The 21,941-nt window shown below is 31.2% G+C and carries 19 protein-coding genes; 18 read left to right on the plus strand and 1 reads right to left on the minus strand.

Annotated elements, in window-relative coordinates; translation table 11 throughout:
- The first annotated feature begins 65 nt into the window (after positions 1–65).
- The 6 genes from FOC48_RS09105 to pyk all read left to right on the plus strand — a co-directional run bounded on the left by FOC48_RS09105 (position 66) and on the right by pyk (position 7,819).
- Positions 66–479, plus strand: coding sequence for a hypothetical protein (locus FOC48_RS09105; protein ID WP_003147599.1), 414 nt, complete (start codon positions 66–68; stop codon positions 477–479).
- A 2-nt stretch (positions 480–481) separates the two neighbouring features.
- Positions 482–1,210, plus strand: coding sequence for a peroxide stress protein YaaA (yaaA, locus tag FOC48_RS09110; RefSeq protein ID WP_003147600.1), 729 nt, complete (start codon positions 482–484; stop codon positions 1,208–1,210).
- A 53-nt stretch (positions 1,211–1,263) separates the two neighbouring features.
- Complete coding sequence (locus tag FOC48_RS09115; RefSeq protein ID WP_003147602.1) at positions 1,264–1,854, plus strand: flavin reductase family protein; 591 nt, start codon at positions 1,264–1,266, stop codon at positions 1,852–1,854.
- Between the two features lie 48 nt (positions 1,855–1,902).
- Positions 1,903–5,172, plus strand: coding sequence for a DNA polymerase III subunit alpha (locus FOC48_RS09120; protein ID WP_003147603.1), 3,270 nt, complete (start codon positions 1,903–1,905; stop codon positions 5,170–5,172).
- Positions 5,173–5,301: 129 nt separating this feature from the next.
- On the plus strand, positions 5,302–6,264 hold the full coding sequence (gene pfkA / locus FOC48_RS09125) for a 6-phosphofructokinase (RefSeq protein WP_003147604.1): 963 nt from the start codon (positions 5,302–5,304) through the stop codon (positions 6,262–6,264).
- A gap of 109 nt (positions 6,265–6,373) precedes the next feature.
- Positions 6,374–7,819: a pyruvate kinase gene (gene pyk, locus FOC48_RS09130; RefSeq protein ID WP_003147605.1), complete on the plus strand. Its 1,446-nt coding sequence runs from the start codon at positions 6,374–6,376 to the stop codon at positions 7,817–7,819.
- A gap of 828 nt (positions 7,820–8,647) precedes the next feature.
- Here the strand turns inward: pyk and FOC48_RS09135 are convergent.
- A complete protein-coding gene (locus FOC48_RS09135) occupies positions 8,648–9,646 on the minus strand; it encodes a D-2-hydroxyacid dehydrogenase (protein WP_003147606.1) in 999 nt (332 codons plus the stop codon).
- 538 nt (positions 9,647–10,184) lie between these two features.
- Between FOC48_RS09135 and FOC48_RS09140 the strand changes: the two genes are divergently transcribed.
- The 12 genes from FOC48_RS09140 to FOC48_RS09195 all read left to right on the plus strand — a co-directional run bounded on the left by FOC48_RS09140 (position 10,185) and on the right by FOC48_RS09195 (position 21,901).
- A complete protein-coding gene (locus FOC48_RS09140) occupies positions 10,185–10,457 on the plus strand; it encodes an autorepressor SdpR family transcription factor (protein WP_003147608.1) in 273 nt (90 codons plus the stop codon).
- Positions 10,444–11,058 carry a DUF1648 domain-containing protein gene (locus FOC48_RS09145; protein ID WP_003147609.1) on the plus strand — a complete coding sequence of 205 codons (615 nt, stop codon included), beginning with the start codon at positions 10,444–10,446 and terminating at the stop codon, positions 11,056–11,058. The genes FOC48_RS09140 and FOC48_RS09145 overlap by 14 nt, the downstream gene beginning before the upstream one ends.
- Before the next feature lie 239 nt (positions 11,059–11,297).
- Complete coding sequence (locus FOC48_RS09150) at positions 11,298–13,619, plus strand: ABC transporter ATP-binding protein/permease (protein ID WP_003147610.1); 2,322 nt, start codon at positions 11,298–11,300, stop codon at positions 13,617–13,619.
- A gap of 203 nt (positions 13,620–13,822) precedes the next feature.
- Complete coding sequence (locus FOC48_RS09155; RefSeq protein ID WP_003147611.1) at positions 13,823–14,845, plus strand: YdcF family protein; 1,023 nt, start codon at positions 13,823–13,825, stop codon at positions 14,843–14,845.
- Positions 14,846–15,019: 174 nt separating this feature from the next.
- A complete protein-coding gene (gene tadA / locus FOC48_RS09160; protein WP_003147612.1) occupies positions 15,020–15,487 on the plus strand; it encodes a tRNA adenosine(34) deaminase TadA in 468 nt (155 codons plus the stop codon).
- 421 nt (positions 15,488–15,908) lie between these two features.
- A complete protein-coding gene (locus FOC48_RS09165; protein WP_003147613.1) occupies positions 15,909–16,724 on the plus strand; it encodes a methyltransferase domain-containing protein in 816 nt (271 codons plus the stop codon).
- Between the two features lie 54 nt (positions 16,725–16,778).
- On the plus strand, positions 16,779–17,060 hold the full coding sequence (locus tag FOC48_RS09170) for a hypothetical protein (protein WP_003147614.1): 282 nt from the start codon (positions 16,779–16,781) through the stop codon (positions 17,058–17,060).
- Positions 17,061–17,130: 70 nt separating this feature from the next.
- Positions 17,131–18,177: a competence protein CoiA gene (locus FOC48_RS09175; RefSeq protein WP_003147615.1), complete on the plus strand. Its 1,047-nt coding sequence runs from the start codon at positions 17,131–17,133 to the stop codon at positions 18,175–18,177.
- A gap of 12 nt (positions 18,178–18,189) precedes the next feature.
- Positions 18,190–19,080 (plus strand): DNA-processing protein DprA, encoded by an 891-nt coding sequence (dprA, locus tag FOC48_RS09180; RefSeq protein WP_003147616.1) that lies wholly within the window; start codon positions 18,190–18,192, stop codon positions 19,078–19,080.
- A 26-nt stretch (positions 19,081–19,106) separates the two neighbouring features.
- Positions 19,107–19,781, plus strand: a complete 675-nt coding sequence (locus FOC48_RS09185) for a hypothetical protein (protein ID WP_003147617.1) — start codon at positions 19,107–19,109, stop codon at positions 19,779–19,781.
- Between the two features lie 159 nt (positions 19,782–19,940).
- Positions 19,941–21,122, plus strand: coding sequence for a CapA family protein (locus FOC48_RS09190; protein ID WP_003147619.1), 1,182 nt, complete (start codon positions 19,941–19,943; stop codon positions 21,120–21,122).
- A 128-nt stretch (positions 21,123–21,250) separates the two neighbouring features.
- Entirely contained in the window at positions 21,251–21,901 is a 651-nt protein-coding gene (locus FOC48_RS09195; protein ID WP_003147621.1) for a nitroreductase family protein, read from the plus strand.
- The last annotated feature ends 40 nt before the right edge of the window (positions 21,902–21,941 follow it).

A 21,941-nucleotide genomic window follows, 5' to 3' on the forward strand; every position in this document is an offset into this window, starting at 1 on the left:
TTTTTTTATAAAATAGAGAATGATAGTTTTTAAAATAATTTATTATAAAATAAAGGAGAAATATAATGGATAGTTTACACAAATCTTTAACAGTGTTACTAGAAAAATTAGAGGAAAATGGTGTTTTACAAAAAGAAAAATTTAATACAGTGGCTCTTAAAACAGAGGAGCTTGCGAAACATATTCGCGATCGTTTCGCTAAAGAACATGCCGATTTAGAAATTCGTAGACTTTTAGAAAAAGTACACTACGCGAATACTTATGAGGATAAAGTGCTTAAAGAAACAGCATTTTTAGTTGATGAAATTAGTGAATATATGTTCAAACTTGAAGTTGCAAATCGTGATTTCGTAGTAGGTTACTTCAATACTTTAATTATTAATCCTGCTATAGAAGCAACAGAGTACAACTTCGTGTTAATGGAAGTAGAAAGCTTAATCGAAAATAGCTTCTTAGAGTTACCTGAAGAAGAGGAATAATAATGAAAATTTTAATTCCGACAGCTAAAGAACTAAACAAAAAAGCAGCGCCGCAAGAAGCGTTAGAACTTAGTGAAAAAAGTAATGAAATAGTTGCTGAATTCGCTAATTTTAGTGCCCAAGATTTAGCTAAAGTTTATAAAATTAAAGAAGATAAGGCGATAGAAGAATTTGCTCGCTGGCAAGATATAAAAAACAACACAGCAAAAAGTTATAAAGCATTAGAATTGTTCAATGGTTTAATGTATAGAAACATAGATCGCGATAATTTTGATGAAGCTGATAAAAAGTATATAGAGAAAAATGTATTTATTACAACGTCGTTATATGGTGTAATTGGTGCTTATGATTTGATTCAAGAACATAGACTAGATTTTTTACAAAATGTAAAAATTTCAGGAGAGTCTTTAAAGAATTTCTGGCGAACTAGTTATGATGAAAGTGTAAAAGATGAAGACATTGTTGTTTCATTATTATCTAGTGAGTTTGAAGAAGTTTTTTCAAAGAACCAAAAAGAGAAATTTATTAAAGTTAGCTTTATGGAAGAAAAAGAAGGAAAGTTAAAAGTACATTCGACGATTTCTAAGAAAGCAAGAGGTAAATTTTTAATAGAACTCGTAAAAAACAAAGTCTCATCAATTGAAGAAATGAAAAAAATAAAGTTTGATGGATTTGAATTTAGTAAAGAACATTCAGAAGAAAAAGTATTAGCTTTTATAGCTAAGAGATAGAATAAATAAGGTAGAGTGTAATATGAAGGAAAAAATAAAGAGGATAGAGGAAGATGAAATTAGAAACTAAAACCAGTAAATTATATTACGGATTTCCAGTAATATTAATAGGATATAAAGATAAAAAATGGAGATACAATGTGACAGCTTGTAGTTCATCATATTCTTTAGGTGATATGATTACAGTTGGACTTTCGACAGATAGCAATGCGGTCGATAATATTAAAGAATATGGAGAATTTACCGTTAACGTACCGTGTCAACAAATACTTAGCAAGGTTGAGATTGCTGGTTTCCATTCAGGTCAAAATAAAATTGGAATGGCGGATATGACATATGATCCAGCAAAATACATTGATGCACCGATAATGGATGAGTGTATTTTATCGCTTGAGTGCAAAGTAGAGAGTGTTTTAGAATATGGGAAATATACGAATTTTGTAGCTTCTATAAAACGCAGAGTAGTTTGCGAGAATCTTTTAGACGAAGAAGGGAATATGAAATATACACAGTTTAACCCAATTTACTTTATGGGTGATGATAATAAACGAGTATATCGATATTTTAATGAACAAAGTAAAAATCATGGAGAAAATATGGGATGTTCTTCAGAAGAAGACGAATATAATCCACTTTGCGGATAATATCGATTAAACAGAATTAGAGAATATTGAGGAAAGGAGGATATTAGTATGTATTACAATTTGCAGGTGCATAGTGCCTATGATCTTTTGAACAGTACTATAAAGTATGAAAGTCTGTTTTTGAAATTAGCAAGAGATAATCAAAGGTCTGTTGTTATCGTTGATCCGAATATGTATGGAGCGATAAAAGCATATAAAGAATCTAAGAGAGCTGGAATTAACCTTATTCAAGGATTAGAAGTAAGCTTAGGATATGGAATTGGTTTTCTTAAATTTAACATACTGTGTAAATCTGAGAAGATGTTCTATAAATTATTAGAGATTTCTACTAAGTTTATGAATGGAGAAGAGTGGACTATAGAAGATTTTTCTAGTGAGATGAAAGAATACAGTGATGACTTTGTTTTAATAGTTGTTGATGAACTTAGAGATAGTATGGAATTTTCATACTTAAATAATCTTTTTAGCAATTATGATTTTTACTTCGGTTTTAATGAAAGTTTTCAAGTAAGTCCTTATAGTTTTTATGAAAATATTGTTTATACGAAACCTAGTTACTATCTTAATAAAGAGAACTATCAGCAAGTCATTGTTAGTCGTGCTATTCGAGATAATAAAAAGCTAAATATACAAGAACTAACAATAATTTCAGGAGATGAATTTGTAAGAAAGCAAAAAGACTTTGAAGAAATATTAGCACTTGGCGACGAAGAATTACAAATGATTTTTAAGAAGTCATTTGAAAATCAGCAAAATATTGTTGATAAGTGTCAATATGAGTTGAACTTTTCGGGTTATCATCTTCCTAAGTATGTTTATGGAGAAAAAGAAGACATATATTCTAAGTTTTCATCAAAAGAGTACTTGCATTTCTTAGTTCAAAAAGGTGTAAAAGGAAAGTTAGTTGGTAAAGATTTATATCCTTATAAAAAACGTTATAGTTATGAACTTAAGATTATCGATGAAATGGGCTTTAATGATTATTTCTTAATTGTTTATGATTTTGTGAAGTATGCGAAAGATAATGGCATTCTAGTAGGTGCTGGACGTGGTAGTGCTGCGGGAAGTTTAGTTTGTTATTTATTAGATATAACAGAAGCGGATCCACTAGAATACAATCTTCTGTTCGAAAGATTTTTAAACAAAGAGCGTATATCTATGCCCGATATCGACATCGACTTCCAAGATACTAGACGTGATGAAGTTATAAAATATGTAGAAGAGAAGTACGGTCAGGATAAAGTTGCGCAAATTATTACTTTTACAACATTTCAATCGAAAAGTGCTGCACGAGAGTCGGCGAGAATATTGCAGTTTGATGAACAGACTTTAAAATTTATTAGTAGTAATATTAGTTCGACAAGAACATTGAAAGAATGTTACGAAATGTCAGAAGAGTTAAGGGCATTTATTAATCAGAGTAATATTAATAAACGTTGGTTTAGCATAGCGCTGAGTTTAGAAAACTTACCGAAGAATCCATCGGTGCATGCAGCTGGGATAGTAATAAGTGATGATAAACCGCTGGTTAATTATGCTCCGCTTGCAGAATCAAATATGACGAAATATTTAACGCAATGGACGATGGATGATGTTGAGAGTGTTGGTTTATTAAAAATAGATTTCTTAGGTATTAGATATCTTACGATGGTATCGAGTGTTGTTGAAGAGGTAAAAAAAGAAAATCCAACATTTGATATAACGAAGATAAATTACCAAGATCCTAAAGTGTATGAACTATTTGCTAAAGGTAAGACAGAAGGTATCTTCCAGTTTGAATCTAGTGGGATGAAAGAGAAACTGAATCTCTTGAAACCTACTGAATTTAATGATATTGTTGCGATGAATGCTCTTTATAGACCGGGGCCAATGGCTCAGATTGAAGTCTACGTGCGAAGAAAAAATAAAGAAGAGCAAGTGGTATATCCGCATCCTCATTTAGAGAAAATATTAAAAGATACTTACGGGGTAATAGTCTATCAAGAACAGATTATGCTGATTGCGGTGAATTTCGCTCATATGAGTTTGAATGAAGCGGATAATATGAGAAGAGCTGTAAGTAAAAAGAAAAAAGAAGACTTAGAGTACTATGGACGTATCTTCGTAGAGAAGAGTGTTGCTGTAGGATATGATCTGCAAGTAGCTAAAAAACTTTTTGATCTTATCGTGACTTTTGCGAACTATGGTTTTAATAAGAGTCACGCGGTTGTATACAGTATGCTTGCTTATCGTTTGGCGTACTTAAAAGTTTATTATACTAAGTATTTTATGACAGCTTTATTAAACAACGTAATTAGTAGTGAGAAAAAAATTAACGAGTATAAGCAAGAACTTAATAACCTAGGAATAAATCTGGTAAAACCTGATGTGAATAGAAGTTTATCAAATTTTAGCGTTTATAAGAATGATATTGTGTTCGCTTTAACTGCGATTAAGAATGTTGGCTATAGAAGTGGGTATGAAATAGTACAAGATAGAATAAATTTTGGACGCTACTTAGATATAGATGATTTCTTAAAACGTATGAATAAAAAAGTAGACTATCAAGCGGCGGTTTCTTTAGTTAAGGCGGGAGCTTTGGACACTTTTGGATATAATCGTGCTACGTTAATGAAAAAAGTTGACGATTATTATTCAGATAATAGGCAGTATATTAATAATGTACGTGTTGCCTTATCTGCAGAAAGTGGTTTAACGTTAAAGGTAGAAGAAGTAGAAGATTATTCTATTACTGAAAAAATTCAGATGGAAAAAGAAGTAACGGGTACATACTTTTTAAAACATCCCGTTCAAGTTGAAAAAGAGAAATATTCTTATCTGCCATTACAGTATATAGGAGCTGAGCTTAGTGATAGTTATGTAGAGATAATCACAAGAAAAGAAATTAAGACTAAAAACGGTGATTATATGGCATTTTTAACTGTAAATGACGGGAAGAATGACTATGATGTTACTGTGTTCCCAAGTGTTTATAAGTACGCTAATGTATTTATAAAAGTAGGAAGTTTTGCGGTAATGACATTGAAAAAACAGCTTCGAAATGGAAGGGAACAGTATATCTTAGAAAAGATTGCAAGTCTTAGAAATTATAGAGAGTACTGCCTTAGTAATATAAAAATTATCTATACGATAGTTGATGAAGAAATACTTAAATTTTTAAATGAGTACAAGTCTGAGGTAGGTAGAGTAAAGGTTGTAGCTCTGCTGAACAATGATTCTAACAGAGGTAAAACGATATCAATAGAAAACGAACAGGAATTTGTTCAGAAATTTTTTGAAAATTTCCCAGGAAAACGTATCAAAATAGCATACTCTTAAAAAAACAAAAAAATTCGAACAAAAATTAAACAAAATTATGTTTTTACTAGAAAAAATAACAAAAATATGATATTGTTGATAAGTAAATTAAAAAATAATTAATAACAAATACGAGGAAGGTAAGACTACATGAAAAAAATAGCAGTTTTAACAAGTGGTGGGGATGCACCAGGAATGAACGCAGCTGTGCGTGCCGTTGTAAGAACAGCAATCTATAATGGATTAGAAGTTTATGGAGTATATCAAGGATACAAAGGATTAGTAGAAAACAACATTAAAAAACTTGAAGTTGGAGATGTTGGTAACATCATTAACCGTGGAGGAACAATGCTTTATTCAGCTCGTCTTCCAGAATTCGCTAACCCAGAAGTTAGAAAAGGTGCTATTAAAAACTTAGAAGCATTAGGAATTGATGGATTAGTAGTAATTGGTGGAGATGGTTCATACCGCGGAGCTATGGCTTTAAGTAACGAAATGAATATCCAAACTATCGGAGTTCCAGGAACAATCGATAACGATATTTGTTGTACGGATTACACAATCGGATTCGATACTGCGCTTAACACAATTGTTGATGCTATTGACAAAGTTCGTGATACAGCGTCAAGTCACGAGCGTGCATTCATTATCGAGGTAATGGGGCGTAATGCAGGGGACTTAGCATTATTCGCTGGTATAGCTGGAGGAAGTGAAAGTCTTCTAATTCCAGAGAAAAAAGAAGATATCGAAGAAGTTGTTGCACGTATTAAAGCTGGTGAAGATCGTGGTAAAAAACACTCAATCATCGTACTTGCTGAAGGTGTAATGGGTGGACAAGAGCTAGCTGCAAAACTTAAAGAACTTACAGGAGAAGAAGTAAGAGCAACTATTTTAGGACACATCCAACGTGGTGGTACTCCAACAGCTCAAGACAGAGTATTAGCATCTCGTCTAGGTAATTATGCTGTTCAACTATTATTAGCTGGAGAATCAGGACGTGCAGTAGGTATTCAAAATAACAAACTTGTAAGTACTAAATTCGAAGACGTATTTAGTGATGTTCACAACGTGGATCTTTCAATCTACGAAGTTTCTAAACAACTTTCAATTTAGTTTGAAAAACGTTTTCTTTAGATGAAAACAGTATTATTCAAGAAAATATTTGAAAACATAATGAAAATGAGTTAAAATATTAAAAGATAAAAAATTAAGAGGTATATTTATGATACAGAAAAAAACTAAAATAATTTGTACAATTGGACCTAAGTCTGAAGATAAAGCAAAACTTATTCAAATGGTAGAATTAGGGATGAACGTATGTCGTCTTAACTTCTCACACGGTGACTACTCAGAACACGGAGCAAGAATTCAAACTATTAAAGAAGTAAGAGAAGCTACAGGAACTAACTTAGCTATCCTTTTAGATACTAAAGGACCTGAAATCAGAACTAACAACATGGAAAATGATGCAATCATGTTAGAAACTGGAAAAGACGTTATCGTTTCTATGACAGAAGTTCTAGGAACTCCAGAAAAATTCTCAATCACATATGGAGAATTAGTACACGACGTTAAAGCTGGAGACACTATCTTACTTGACGACGGATTAATCGGATTAACTGTAAACAGCGTAGACGCTGAAGCAGGATTAATCTACACTACAGTACAAAACGGTGGAGTACTTAAAAACAAAAAAGGAGTTAACGTTCCAGGTGTATCTACAAAATTACCAGGTATTACTCCAAAAGATGAAGAAGATATCCGTTTCGGATGTAAAAATGATATTGACTTCGTTGCTGCTTCATTCGTTCGTACTAAAGAAAACGTACTAGAAGTTAGACGTATCCTTAAAGAAGAAGGATGCGAACACGTTCAAATCATCCCTAAAATCGAATGTCAAGAAGCTATCGATAACATCGATGAAATCATCGAAGTATCTGACGGTATCATGATCGCTCGTGGTGACCTTGGGGTTGAAGTACCAGCAGAAGAAGTACCAATTATGCAAAAAGATATTATTGCTAAATGTAATGCAGCTGGTAAATTCGTAATCACAGCTACTCAAATGTTAGACTCAATGCAAAAAAACCCACGTCCAACACGTGCCGAAGTATCTGACGTAGCTAACGCAATCTACGATGGAACTGATGCAATCATGTTATCAGGAGAATCTGCAGCAGGTGCTTACCCAATCGAATCAGTTCGTACAATGGCTACAATCGCTAAACGTACTGAAGAAATGCAAGATTACTCTCGTATCTTAAAAGATCGTTCTAAAAAAATTGTTTCTAAAGATATCACAAACGCAATTGGAGTATCTGTAGGATACACAGCTCTAAACTTAGACTTACACACAATCGTAACTTACACTGAATCAGGACAAACAGCTAGATTAATTTCTAAATACCGTCCAAATGCAGCTATCTTAGCTGTAACTCCAAGTGAAAAAGTTGCACGTGGATTAAGCTTAGTATGGGGTGTAGACGCTCAAATTTCTGAACAAGTTAAATCAACTGACGAAATGTTAGATACAGCTAAAAACATCGCAGAAACTTCAGGATACGCTAAAAAAGGTGATGCTATCGTAATCACTGGAGGTATCCCAGTAAACACTTCAAGAAGTAATGTTGGATCAACTAACTTCTTAAAAGTTTCAGTAATCGACTAATAGTAAATAAAATAAGAAGAAGTAGGATAAATTCTTACTTCTTCTTTTTCGTCATATAAAAAACTAAGATAATGAATACGATGTTGAATAAAAAAACAAAAAGTGGCCCGTAATGGACCGCTTTTCGTTATATGAACACAAAATAAGAATTTAGGGTAAATTGTTATTTTGTAGTAATCGGAATTTCTTCCGATATTAAATTAAAAGTTTTATTGTTAAATAAATTTAACAATCGAAAGGAAATTATGACTATAACTAGTATAGCCGTAAAAATGGAAGAATAATATACTTCCACAGTTTTAAGAACAATCTAGACGATTGTATGAGGCATATAGACATATCCTCTTCTATCTATTATCTCATATAATGCTTATCATATGCTATTAAGAAATTTTTCAAAATTTACGTTTAAGATGATGTGGATTTTTTGAAGAACTTCTGAAACGATATTTTAGTAATAATTAATATCAAAATGCAACAAATAGTATAATCGAAAAAAATATAAATAATATTAATTATACTAAGATATTTTAATGATAAAATTATCCTACTAACTGTTTACATCTTTATTGTAACAAAATGAGTGTAGTTGTCAAATGAAATAAGGTTTTACAAAAATAGTTGATGTAAATATATTTCTATATTTAAATATGTATATACAATATAGAATGTTATCATATAGTTAATAGATAAAAATATTTAGGTTATGCAAACTTACAGATAATATCATTTGAATAGTCACAAAAATATAAAAAGGAATAACCAATAAACATTATCAAGTATATTCCTTTTTATGAAAAGATTTAGAATCAATGAATATAATACAAACTATCTGTTGACAATATTAGGAGAATCTCCAGTAGTAATTACTTCTACTGCAGCGTTTAATGCACCTTCTACAAGATTTTTAACTGCTGTTTCTGTGTAGAATGCAGTATGTGGAGTATAGATGATATCATCTCTATCTATTAATTGTTGCATTAATGAATCATCGAATTCTTTATTTGAGAAATCTTTAGGAACATAATTTCCTTCGTTTTCATATACATCAAGGCTAGCTCCTAATAATTTTCCACTATCTAGAGCGCGAATAACAGCTTTAGTATCAACAAGAACACCACGAGCAGCATTCGCAAAGATAGATCCATCTTTCATTTTACTGAAGAAATCATCATTTACCATGTGAGTATATTCTTTTGTAGCAGGTACATGAATAGTTACAACATCAGATTGAGCTAGTAATTCGTCGATGCTGTCAACATACTCTAAAACTTCACGAGCAGCGTCAGAAGGATATAAATCATAACCAATAACTTTGCAACCTAGTCCTTTAAATAGAGTTGCAGCTTGGCGTCCAATGTTCCCTGTTCCTAGGACCCCTACAGTAAGAGTTTTTAGTTCTCGAGAAATAATATTTTTATTCCATGTGAAATCATGTTTCTCAACATTGTTAAGTATTTTTTTTATATTTCTACTAATATATAAGACAGTAGTGACAACATGTTCTGCAATTGCGTTAGGAGAATATCGAGGAACGTTAGTCATGCTAATTCCTAATTCGCGCATATATTTTATATCATAAATATCAAATCCTGCCATTCTGTTTGCGATAACTTTAACACCTTGTTCTTTTGCATAATCGTATACTTCTTTAGCAAATGGTCTATTTTGGAACATTACTGCTCCTTGTTTCCCTTCTAATAAGTGTTTTGTTTCTGCTTGAAGTTCTCCTTCATGAAGATCAATCTCTACTTCAGGATGTTCTTTTAACCAGGCATCAACAAATGGTCTTTCATCTTCTCTCAAGTTAAATAGTGCTAATTTCATAATATAATCTCCTTTTAATTTTTTTATATTCTAGATGAATAGTAGATTAAAATAACGTATTAAATTATCATTTTTGGCATCTAGTATTCATCTAAAATATAATATATAAATATAGTACAACAGATTATAGATAACGCTTACAAATATTATTTTAAAGAGAATAACAAAGTTTGTCAACAGTGTTAAATGTATAGTACAGATAATATATTCCATAAAATTAATACGCTTTTAAAGTTGTTGTTGTAATATTTGCTTGAAAATTTTAAATGAAAACGTGTTTGATGTAGAGTGTAATTGTATAATAGATATTAATTATAATATCATATAGATAAATATAATCTTATTATTTAAAAATATAATCATAAAAATATTGTAATTTATAGTACAGATGATAGGTTGTGTTTAACAAATTCTAGAAACTATTTAGAAAATTTTCTAAATAGTTATTGACTTCAATATGAAGTAGAGTTATAATCTATTTAGAAAGATATCTAAATAGAATTGCAGTTCAAATTTTAAATGGGGTGATATAAATGGGATGAGTGAAACTTTAAAAGCGATATCTGATCCAGTAAGAAGAAATATTTTGGAATTGTTAAAAGAAGAGAAGAAAAGTGCTGGAGAATTAGCTTCGGAATTTCATTTAACAGGAGCTACTGTATCGTATCATCTAACACAATTGAAAAAAGCGGGATTAATATTAGAATCTAGACATAAGAATTTCATATACTATGAATTGAACGCCAGTGTATTCGAAGAAGTACTAGTTTGGATCTATGGTTTAGGAGGAAAAAACGATGAGAGTAGATAAAAAAAGTTTGTTTCTAAGTGTTGCTATTTGTTTATTGCCGATATTGATAGGAGTTTATTATTATAATGTATTGCCTGAACAAATAGCTGTGCACTTCAATTTTAATGGAGAGCCGGATAAATTTGTAAGTAAAACACATGCGATCATCGAGCTTCCGATATTTTTTACGGTAGTACAGATTATAATTTCGCTAGTAGTGGATTTTGATAAAACACCTAAAAAAGGTGCGCTAATAATTAAGGGGATTACCCCTATAATAAGTGTCCTAGTTCAAGGTGGTCTAATAGCTTATGCCTTAGATAATAATTTTAATGTAACGAAATTAACAGCTCTTGTTATCGGGATATTGTTTATTGTACTTGGTAACTATCTGCCTAAAAAAGAATTTTGGGGAAAATACAATTTTAATCTTTTTGGTTTAGAAAAAGGTGTCAATGAGCAAAAAGTGATTAGAGCCTATGCATTGCTTATGACCTTTAGTGGAGTTGCTATATTTATTAGTGGATTCTTTAGTTCAACAGTAGCGTTAGTTTTAATAGTTATTTTTGCAATTGTCTCTACAGTTTTACCTTTTTACTTGGTTAAGAAATATAAAGATTAGAAACTTATTCTATTTTAGACTCTTAAAGTAGATTTTAGCTGAAAATTATTATTAGGTTAAATTCCAGTTTTTTATTTGAACTGGAATTTATTTTGGAGATTAACTTAAAATTTATTTTATGTTTAGCCGCTTAGGATATTACTTTTAGGGATTAGAGGTTTGTGTTATAATTGAAACTATAAAAATAATTTATGTAAACTTATTTTTGTTTTCAACAATTCTAGATTAGGAGGTACAAAGTGTTAGAACTTAAAAATATAGTTAAGAAGTATAATACTGGTGGTAGTGAAGTAGAAGTACTAAAATCTGTAAATATTCATTTTAGAGAAAATGAATTTGTATCGATTTTAGGTGCTAGTGGAAGTGGAAAGACGACGTTATTAAACATTATAGGTGGGTTAGATAAATATACATCTGGTGATATGGCGCTTATGGGACGTTCTACTAAAGAATTTAAAGATAGAGATTGGGATAGTTATAGAAATGGGACTATAGGTTTTGTCTTTCAAAGTTATAACTTAATATCGCACTTAAGTGTAATTGAAAATGTAAAACTAGCTTTGTCTATTTCAGGGCATTCTAATTCAGAAAATCATGAAAAAGCTAAGAAAGTATTAGAAGATGTTGGCTTAGCGGAGCATCTTTATAAAAAGCCTAATCAACTTTCTGGAGGTCAGATGCAAAGGGTGGCGATTGCTCGTGCATTGGTTACTGATCCAAAGATTATTCTTGCTGATGAGCCCACAGGTGCGTTAGATAGTAAGACTAGTGTTCAAATTATGGAGCTTATTAAAGAAATAAGCAAGACGAAGTTAGTTATAATGGTAACGCACAATCCAGAACTATCGAAAAAATATAGTGATAGAATAGTACGAGTTAAAGATGGTGAGATTCAAGAAGATACAAATCCTTACGTAGCTGAAGAGGTTTCTGAAAATGGATTTGCTTTGAAGAAAACTGCGATGGCATTTAGTAGTGCGATTAAATCAAGTTTTAAAAACCTTCTTACGAAAAAATTTCGTACGTTTATGACGGTTGCTGCTAGCAGTATAGGTATTATTAGTATAGGTTTAGTGTTGTCTATTTCATCTGGTATGGATAAGTATATTCAAACGATGCAAAATGAGAATTTATCGTCTATGCCGATTATGATTAGTGCAAATCAGGTAAACTTTGGGCTTAGTGTTGATGATGATAATTCTGAAAAAGATTCTAATGGTTCAGAGTTAGTTCCTAAGTCTAGCCGTGATGTACATAGAAACCTGTATTCGGTGGACGCATTAGGAAATGGAGAAACATTTATAAACTATATTCAAAATAATGCGAAGGATTATTATTCTGCGATTGATTTTACTCAAGGATATACAATTCAAGCGTTGACTAAAAATGCAAAAGGTGATGTAATTGCTGTAAAACAAGATCAAGATGCATTAGGTGATAGCATTTTTGGAGTATTACCAGAAGATAAGAATATGATTATGAATCAATACGAAGTGGTAAAATCATCTAAAGATAATTTTGAATATCCTAGCGATAATGAAGTTGTGTTATTTACTGCGAAGAATAACGAAATCGATAAATCTACGTTGAAAGCATTAGGTTTTGATGAAAATTCAAAAGTTAAGTATGAAGATATTATTGGAAAAGAATTTAGCGTTATAGATAATAATAACTATTATAGAAAAATCGGTGATGGTTTTGTTCCGCGTGATGTTGATACTAAGATGTATGATTCGGGAACTAAGGTTAAGGTAGTAGCTATACTTAAAGCTAAAGATAGTTTCACTAGACCTCAGATGACAATCGGATATGCAAAATCATTGCAAAATAAGATGCTGGAAAAAGAGGTAAAATCGGATATTGTAGTTGCGCAAGAAAAGGACAAAACTGTAAATGTTGCGACGCGTCAGAAAATTGATGCGGATATGGCTGATCAGATTCTTGCGACAATAGGTGGGAAATCTACGCCAAGTGCAATTATGCTTTATCCAAAATCTTTTAATGATCGTGACAAAATAGCAGAGGTTATTAATAATTTTAACAAAAAAGTGGCTGAGAAATACGGATCAGACAGTGCAGATTATCGCAAATATAGTATCACATATGCGGATATGGCGAAGCAGATGACAACGATAATGTCACAGATGATTAATACAATTTCATTAATCTTATCAGCATTTGCGGGAATCTCGCTAATCGTGTCATCTATTATGATTGGGATACTGACGTATGTATCTGTAGTGGAAAGAACGAAGGAAATTGGTATTTTACGTGCGATCGGTGCTCGTAAAAAAGATATTACAAGAATCTTTATCGCAGAGGCAGGATTAATCGGATTTATTTCTGGAACTGTAGGTGTAGTGGTGACTATGCTTCTATCTATTCCTATTAGTAGAGTAGTTGCTAAGGGATTAGAAGTGGAGAGCTTCACTGCGTCATTAAATGCTCAAGCATCAATAGGGTTAATAGCTCTTAGTTTAGTACTAACACTTATAGCTAGTATCATTCCATCGAGAATAGCTGCGAAGAAAAATCCAGTAGAAGCGTTGAGAACGGAATAGTGAATAATATGAGGAATAGTAGATTGTGTTATAATCGCGAAGTTGTGAACAAATGTAACTTTTTGTTATTATAATGAATCTAATATTCCTCGTTTTTATATTTATTGTTAAGGTAATTTTAAGAGGTGTTTTTAGACATGATTGACACTTAGATTATATTTGCAATATAATCTATAATATACATATGCAAGAAGGAGGTTTTTATGGTAATAGGTTCTTTTATTGTATTCGTGGTATTTCTGTTGCTGTTCTTATCGGTTTTATACTTGGATAGAAGAAATCTATTTTTAGGAATATTTTTTATAGCGACAGGTTTAAGTTTTATTTTTTATATAATGACTCTTATTACTAATAATGCAACAGATAATAACTTTGTTTATAATTTAGGTGTAGTATTACTTGTTATTGCAATTGTGATATTCACACTATTACCAATTGCAGTAGTAATAATGTTTTTATACAATTCATTTATGCTTATTAAAAGAGAAGGTTTGAGAGTAGGTAACTTGCTGAGCCTAGCTACATTTTTCTTGCTTGTAGGTTATATAGTTTATTGGCCACGTGTTGCTACTTATACACGTGATAATATTGCGTTAAACACACTTTATGTTTATGTTAGTTTAGTAGTTTTATATTTCCTATGTATAGCAATGTCTTACTTGGTGTCCAGTGTTTTAAACTTCATTAATATCTTACCGAGAAAGATTGATTATGTAGTAGTCTTAGGTGCAGGATTGATTGGGGAGAGAGTAACTCCACTTCTTGCTAGTAGAATTAGAAAAGGGATAAAAGTTTATAAATCTAATCCTGGAAGTAAACTAATTATGTCAGGAGGTCAAGGTCCTGATGAAGTAGTATCTGAAGCATTTGCGATGAAAAATTACGCTCTTGAGCAAGGTGTTGATGAAAAAGATATAATTTTAGAAGATAAATCGACTTCTACAGAACAAAATATTATTTTTTCAAAGAAATTTATTCCAGCAGATAAAAGTTTTGCTGTGGTGACGAATTATTATCACGTTTATCGAGCATTAGTTCAAGCAAGAACGCTAGGATTTAGATGTATTGGTTATGGATCACCAACAAAGTTCTATTTTTCACTGAATGCATTTATTAGAGAATTTATTGGATATCTATATTTCAAAAGAAAAACACACGCTATAGTCCTAGGTTTGTTAACATTCTTGTTTATAGCAGCTGTTTTATTTGTGGAGATATATTATTAGATTAATTATCGTTAGAATTTAAGAGTATTGACTTAACAAAATTAGTTTTAAAATTGTTTTTGTTAAGTCTTTTTTTATTTAATTGATGTTGGTAACTTTATAATTTACCACTCCTAATGATTTCTAAATATGATATAATTAATTGAAAAAGTATTTGTGGAAGGATGTAGTGGTGTGAAAGATCATTCTTATTATATGGAGATGGCGCTAGAAGAAGCGCGGAGAGCGTATGCTAAAGGAGAAGTCCCAATTGGTGCTGTGTTGGTTGTTGATGGTGAGGTTATTGCGAAAGCTCACAACACTCGTGAGGAGCATCAACAGGCTTTGAATCATGCGGAGATGTTAGCTATAAAAGAAGCGTGTGAAAAACAAGGTTTTTGGAGATTGGATAATAGTTATTTATATACTACGGTAGAGCCGTGCGTTATGTGCAGTGGAGCTATTGTCCAAGCTAGAGTTGAAAATGTTATTTATGGTGCAAGTGACCCTAAATATGGGTGTTGTGGGAGTTGCATTGATTTAGTAGGCGAGAACAAGTTTAATCATCAGGCAGAAGTTATTTCAGGAGTGTTAGAAGAAGAGTGTTCGATGCTTATGAAAAACTTTTTTAAAGAACTTAGGGAAAAGAAAAAGAAACAATGATTTAATATATTAGGGTTAGTCCAAAGATCTTAAATTTTATAAAAGTTTATATGAAATCACATAGGTGCAATAGATTATAGATATGTGAATTCGTTTTGTAGAAGCTTTTTAGATATCTAATAAGTTTCGCGATGATAACTCGGTAAAATCGATTTTTCTGAAATTATGATTTTTGAGTCTCTTCCATATAAAATAATAAAAAATATTAATATATAAATATAATGACGATAAAAACATTTTATTAGGAGATGTCGTCATTTTTTATTTTAAAATAGTGGGATGGAATCGGTAATTACTTAATAAAAATAAACTTTAGAAAGAAACTGAAAAAGATGAAATTTTCTAATATTTAAGTCGTTTTTTGCTACCATTCTTAAATGAAATTTGATACAATTAACTTAGAAAGTATAGAGGCGTTTTAATGAAAATAGAAAATGTAATAAAAAAGTTTAATCAAGAGGAAATATACCTTTGTCCAAAGTGTTTATCAGAATCTCACATAGAGGGTATCAGTCTTGTTTGTAATGAAAATCATCGTTATGATTTTTCAAAAAAAGGCTATATTCATCTGATAAATAATTATAAACCGACGAAATACAGTGAGGATTTATTTAAAGCTCGTAGCGAAGTCTTTAGTAATGGTTTTTATGAAAATGTATTAAAGAATATTCAAAATTTAATTGAAAAGTATGCTAAAGATGTTGTGTTGGATATTGGTTGTGGAGAAGGATATTATATTAAGAAATTAAAAACAGTATTTCTTGAGAAATATTTCTATGGTTTGGATAATAGTAAAGATGCGATAGAGTTAGCTGTTAGAGAGGATAAATTGAATCCTTATATGGTGGCTAACTTAGCTAATCTTCCGTTTAAAGATGGAAGTGTCTCGTGCATCCTTAACATATTAACCCCTGCTAATTATGAGGAGTTTTTTAGGGTGTTAGGCGACGAAGGGTATTTGATAAAGGTTATTCCAAACGCAAAATACTTAAGAGAGATTAGAGAGTTGATCGGGGGGAAGGAATATACTAATAGCGATACTGTAAAATTGATTGAGGAAAATTGTACCATCGTAGAAAGATTAACTGTAAATGATACATTCCAATTGACTAAGGAACAAGCTGCAAGTTTTCTGAAGATGACACCTTTAACATTTTCTAAAGAAATTACAGATTCGGATATTAATAGATTAAAAGAAATCACGATAGATTTAGAACTTTTAGTTTGTAAGAAGTAGTATATATAGAAAGTACGAAGTACATTAAAAGGAAATTATGAAGGAGGATAGAGTATGAATATTGAAAAATATAATCAAGTTGTTGAAGTGAAAAAATATGTTAAAAAACCATGGACAACAAGTTGTCTTGATTTTTCTATAAAGGATGAAAATACATATCTTATGAGAGAAGCTAGCATTCGTCAGACAAATTATTATTTATGTAAAAAAGATGACAAAGTATATCTAGTGGATAGTGATAACCATAAAGATGAAATAAGCTGGGTGAACCTAGATAAATTTGTTGAAATAGAAGAAGGTGATGCAACCTATAGAAGGTATAGGGTATTAAAGTAAATTGATAATTGAATAAGTAGACGTTAGTTATAGTTTGTAAGTGTAGTACAGAAAAAAGAGGAGAAACATTATGTACGTGGCATACGATAGTAAGGATGAAGTTTTTAATGCATTGGATAAAGATATAGAAAAAAATAGAGAGTATCATTGTCCTATATGTGGGGGAAGAGTAATTTTTAAAAAGGGAGTAAAGATACAGTCGCATTTTGCACATGCTAAAAATTGTTCATGCGAGTTTGAGACTTATAAAAAAGAGAGTAATGAACACCTTGAAGCGAAGAAGAATCTTTATGAACATTTTAGAAAAAGATATCGTAATGTGGAAGTCGAACATATTTTTAAAACAGGGGAAAACGATATTCAGATAGCGGATGTATTTATTAAAGATAACAGTATAGCTTTTGAATATCAAAGATCAGTTATTCCTTTTGAACTTATTAAGGCGAGAACGAGAGGATATATGAAAGCTGGATTAAAATTAATCTGGTTAATTGATACAAACAAATTTATAAAAGAATTGAAGAGTTATGATGGTATAAGTTATATTAGATATGCGCCATTCGTGGATAATTTTTTAAATTATTATCAAGGAAAGGTATTCTTTTACGGTTGGGATAATATAAATAAAAAATTTGAATTTTACCAAATTTGGGCTCATAATTTGAAAAAACGAAATGCTGTTTGTATAAAAACTAGTTTGAGCATTGATGAGTTTGATGTACCACTTGATTTGAAACTGCTGGATAAAGATTTAACGTCTAAGTTATATCCAGAAGATGTTGAAAACTATGTCTACGAACAAATAAAATATGATAAAACTGTAAAAAATAAAGTTTTGAGTATGTTTTATAATCAACATATAGAGTTGAATAATATACCTGAAGTAATAGGTGTGAATATGTTGGAACAAGTTCTTATTAGAACTCCACTTGTCTACTGGCAAGGGTTGATGTACAGATTTTATAAAGAAGGTAAGAGTTATTCTGATCTTATAAGAATAATGAGTAATATTATAGAGTTTAAAGATAGTATATATATTAACAATGTTCAACAAGGGGAGATTTTTTTAAAAGTATTTAAAGCATACTATGCTTTATTAGTTGAAAATGAAAAGTAAGAGGATAAAACTATGGGGGAGTATAAAGGTAGTTTTACAGAAAAAGAAAAAAAGGTATTACTTTCGTTAATAGCGATTGAGAGAATTACAACACTCAAGTTGCATAAAATTTTCAAGGATTTAAATAGTATAGAAAAAATTCTCGAATTATCTATACCAGAGTTAGCTGTATATTTTGGTGATAATGCTGAGGAGGTTTATACTAAGCTACATAATAATATGGAGTTTGATTTTGAGGGTTATTTTGAGTTTTATAATGTAAAGTATATGTTTTGTGATGATATTTATTATCCGAAAGAATTATTTAGGATCTATGATTATCCATTTGTTATATTTTACAGGGGAAATAAAGATTTGCTTCTATTTAGAAGGAAAATATCTATAGTAGGAAGTAGAAATAATACCTCGTATTCAAAAGATGCCTTAGAAAGTATAGTGCCATATTTGACTATGAATAATTTTGTTATAGTTAGTGGCCTTGCGATTGGTGTCGATAGTCTTGCTCATGAGGGCGCTCTAAAAAGTAAGGGGTACACCATCGGTGTAATAGCTCATGGGCATAATATAATTTATCCGGAAAAAAGTTATAAACTTTATAAGGAGTTAGAACGAAACCATCTTATTATATCTGAGTATTTTCCAACTTCACCTATAAGAAAATATAAATTTTTAGAAAGGAATAGGATTGTTGCTGGTCTTTCTAGTGCATTATTAGTAACGGAAGCGGCAAGAAGAAGTGGAACACAAAGGACGGTGGATTTTGCTTTGGATGTAGGCTCTGATGTATTCTGCCTGCCGGGGAAATTTGACGATAAGATGAGTTATGCAATGAATGAATACATTAAAGAGGGGGCGATACTTGTAAATAAATTAGAGGATTTTGGTAATGAATTAGGATTTTAGTGTAGATATTTGAGAGGATGATTAATATGACAGATATCTTATTTATTAATCCACTAGGTTGGGATAGATGTATTTGGGCGAGAGTCTTAGAAAATATGCCAGACCAAACCTTTGATTTTATTGAATTTACCGAAGAGAGTTTTAAATCTATATCAAAAAAAGAAATTGAGAAGGTACTATTAAATAAAATGACAAAAGTAAGAAGAGGGGGCTTTATAGTTGCTGCTTCTTATGGTACGGTCGTTTTACTTAACGGTTTAGAGATTTTTAGTGAATACCTTGATGGTGTTAATTTGATTATCATCGAGGGCTTAGAACCTATACCTCCTGAATCGGTGTTAAAAACATATTTTGAACCAGAGATAAAGTTCACTGGTAAAGAAGAATATCTATCAAAGACACTTAGTGTAGAAGAGATGCAAGATGAGTTTTTAGTGGAATTAATTCTAAGAAAACTCAAAAAAGAAGGTAGTGAATATATGGTAAGGCCGAACTCGCAAATAGAGTATAATTATTTATCTTTATATGCGGGGGTAGATAATTTAGAACTATTAAAAAGAAGTAGAAATATATTTAATAAACTTTCAGTTTTTTCTTACTTCAAGTTAGTAGGGATGAATTATACACAAATAGAGGAGTCGGATCATCTTCTTATGGTTACTAAACCGCAGATGATCTTGGATATATTATTAGGGAAATAGAGAATAATGACATATTTTATAATGGAAAGTTTATTAATGTGTAAGAGGAACACATTATTTAGATATAAAATAATTATATAAGGCAAGTAGCTGATTGAAATATTATTGGCTACTTGTTATTATAGATAGATAAAGTATTTAATTAGGAGGAGTATTATATTGAGGAAAGTATTAGTATATTTATTAGGGGTGCTGAGTATTTGCGGTATTATTTTTTCGTGTATTTACTTTTTAACGACATCGGATAAAGAAGGGGGGACTCAAAAAAAGGAAAGTGACTCGAGTGTGAAAACTGCGCGAGTGGTAGCTAATGGGGATATTCTTATTCATGATGCACTTTATTATACTGCTAAAAAGGAAGATGGAAGTTATGATTTCAATCCATTCTTTGAATATGTTAAGCCTTGGATTGAAGGTGCTGATCTGGCGATAGGGGATTTCGAAGGTACTATTAGTGACCGTTCTCCATTAGGGGGATATCCGTTGTTTAATGCTCCTGTTCAAATTGCAGATACAATGAAAGAAGTAGGGTATGATGTTGTTGATTTAGCTCATAACCATATATTGGATACAGGTTTGTATGGGTTGAAGTATACGGATAAAGTTTTTAAAGATAGAGGTCTTGATACTGTTGGAGTTCACGCTGATAAAAAGCGTTCGGAAGATAGAATTCTTATTAAGGAAGTTAACGGAATTAAAATAGCGATTTTAGCCTATGCTTATGGTTATAATGGAATGGATGCTAATTTAACTGCGGAGGATAGAAATAACTATTTATCAGATCTTGATGAAGAGAAGATGAAAGAAGAAATCCAAAGAGCTGAGAAAGAAGCGGATGTTACAGTAGTGATGCCTCAGAAGGGGGTCGAGTATAAGTTAGAACCTACAGAAGAACAAAAAGCTCTTTATCATAAAATGATAGAATGGGGTGCGGATGTAGTATTCGGAGGACATCCTCATGTTATAGAGCCTGCTGAGACTATAGAAAAAGATGGAGATAAGAAATTCATAATATACTCTATGGGGAACTTCGTTTCAAACCAACGTATGGAAAGAATGGAAAACAAATGGCCTGAGAGAGGTTTATTGATGGATGTTATATTTGAAAAATCAAAAGATAAAACAACTGTTAAAACTGTGAAAGCTCATCCAACACTAGTTTATTCTAAACTAAATGGTAGAAATATAAATGGAGCTCCGTTGTATGACTATAAAATTATGGTATTAGAAGATTTCATTAACGGTGGAAAACTTAGAGATCAGCTTGATGACAAAATGAAGGAAAAAGTAGATATCTCATATAAGGAAATAACAGAACACGTTAATTTAAAATGGGAATAGAATGCTATACGGAGCGTGTAGCAAATAACGATTTTTATAAATTATTTCTGCTAGAGCCTTTTGTTTGATAATAATTCTCAAGTATAGTAAAATTATTGAGTTAATTACTTGAAGAAGGAGGAAATCTAGTGAGGAAATTTTTTGGTACTCTATTAGGTAAGAAAAGGCCAGAGTTTTTTGAAGTGATAAAAGGAAGAAAATCAGTTAAGTATTTTGATCCGAATGTCAAAATTAAACGTGAAGAAATAATAGAAATGTTGAATGAAGCTAATCTTGCTCCATCATCATGCAATTTACAACCTTGGAGATACATTGTTGTAGATACACCAGAAGGAAAAGAAAAATTAGGAAGTGCTAATTATAATAAAATTCAAAATGATACATCAGCTGCTATGATTATAGTCTTAGGTGATTTAAATCACTATAGTAAATTTGACGAAATTTATGGAGAAGCTGTCGAAAAAGGTTATATGACTGAAGAGGTAAAAGATGGTTTTGAAAAAGGAATGGGACCTCAATTAGAAAACTTGCCAATTGATAAAAATAGAGAAGGTGTATATTTTGATTGTGGATTGTGGACTATGCAGTTCGCAAACATTGCTTATGCTAAAGGATACGACACTAATATTATTGGCGGATTTATTAGAGAAAAAGTAGCTGAATTATTTGAATTAGAAGAAAACTTGATTCCTGTGATGTTTATAGCTCTAGGTAAAAAAGAAAAAGATGCAAGACCAACTGTAAGGATGAAGGCAGAGAATCTTGTAAGATTTGAATAATAGTTTTTAACTGAAGCAACTAATGTTTGGTGTGCTAAAG

Origin of the sequence: Gemella haemolysans (assembly GCF_012273215.1) — a bacterium.
Classification (GTDB): Bacteria; Bacillota; Bacilli; order Staphylococcales; family Gemellaceae; genus Gemella; species Gemella haemolysans_A.